Below are 1187 nucleotides of genomic sequence, written 5' to 3'. Positions count from 1 at the left end.
TACGGCCATTTGGAATTTTGAAAAACAAAATTATTTCTTAAAAAATTTGTAACGTTAGCTTATCAAAGCTAGCGTTTTTTTATGCTTTTTTGCCATTTGGCGGAGGCGAAGTCCTTGTTCATGTAGCCCTTGTCGTGGACTTCCTGCGTGTGCTGGAAGCCCTTGATCGCGGCCGGGTCGGTGGCGTACTTGGCCTGGTTCTTCGTGTACTTCTCGGCGAAGTCGGGCTCGGCCGCCGTGACGTTGTGGAAGTCGCCCAGCACGAACAGCTGGGACGTCCAGGTGTCCGCGTACGTCCCGATGACGGCCGTCTTGCCGGCCGCCTTGATCTTCTCATTGTTCGCCTGGAACTCGGCCCACGTCTTGGGAACCGTCAGGCCCAGCTCCTCGTAGATCGGCTTGCTGTAAAGCACGGCGCCGGCGGTGAAGGTGCCGAACGGCACGCCGTAGACCTGGCCGTCCACCGTGACGGTGCTCTTGAACGTGTCGTCGAGCTGACCCACCCACGGCTGGTCGCTCAGCGACACCAGGTTCTGCTTCGGGTTGATCTGCTGGAACAGCGAGCCCGAGTTGTACATGAACATGTCGGTCATGTTCTTGGTCTGCAACCGGGTCTTGATCAGGTTGTCGCCCTCACCGCCCGCCGGGCGGCTCTCGATGTTGATCGTGACGTTGGGGTTCTTCGCGGTGTAGTCCTTCACCAGGCCCTCGGCGAGCTTCGTGCTGCCCTCGCCGTTGTCGACCAGGAAGGACAGCGTCACCTTGCCGTCGCCGCCGCCCGAGTCGTCGCTGGAGCCGAGGCTGCCGGCGCTGCACCCGCTGAGGGCGAGCAGGCCCGCCGCGAACACGGCTGTCACCAATTTTCGCATGGTCATCACTCCTGGGGGGTTTTGAGCAGAGCGTTCAAACGGGTACGCAGAACGTCGCCGCCGGGGACGAAGCCGCCCGCGGTGGCCGCGTCCGGCAGTTGAGTGATCGGGGCGTCCAGGAAGGCCGCGAGCCGGTCGGCCAGCTTGGCGTCGTCGTCGGCGGCGCCGGCTTCCCGCGCCGCGTCGGCGAGCGCCACCCAGGTCGGCTCGTGGTCCATCGCCTGCCGGATGGTCGCATCGGCGGGCAGCGCGGGGGCGTTCTAATGCTGGATAGTTAGGTGCGTCATATTGATGTTGATTACAATATTTAGCAATCTG

The 1187-nt window shown here is 61.8% G+C and carries 2 protein-coding genes; both read right to left on the bottom strand.

The features are described 5' to 3' along the window. Positions 1-68 precede the first annotated feature (68 nt). Entirely contained in the window at positions 69-869 is an 801-nt protein-coding gene (locus AB0M20_RS44730) for an ABC transporter substrate-binding protein (protein WP_364307689.1), read from the bottom strand. A gap of 5 nt (positions 870-874) precedes the next feature. Then, on the bottom strand, positions 875-1087 hold the full coding sequence (locus AB0M20_RS44725) for a hypothetical protein (protein ID WP_364307687.1): 213 nt from the start codon (positions 1085-1087) through the stop codon (positions 875-877). Between the last annotated feature and the right edge of the window lie 100 nt (positions 1088-1187).

The organism is Actinoplanes sp. NPDC051633 (assembly GCF_040681735.1).
Lineage (GTDB): Bacteria > Actinomycetota > Actinomycetes > Mycobacteriales > Micromonosporaceae > Actinoplanes.
The sequence above is the reverse complement of the archived record's forward strand: the minus strand, read 5'-3'. Positions and strand labels throughout refer to the sequence as shown.

Bases quoted from the DNA above. Each gene is read 5' to 3' on its own strand.
- AB0M20_RS44730 (WP_364307689.1), bottom strand. From the start codon at position 869: ATGCGAAAATTGGTGACAGCCGTGTTCGCGGCGGGCCTGCTCGCCCTC.
- AB0M20_RS44725 (WP_364307687.1), bottom strand. From the start codon at position 1,087: ATGGACCACGAGCCGACCTGGGTGGCGCTCGCCGACGCGGCGCGGGAA.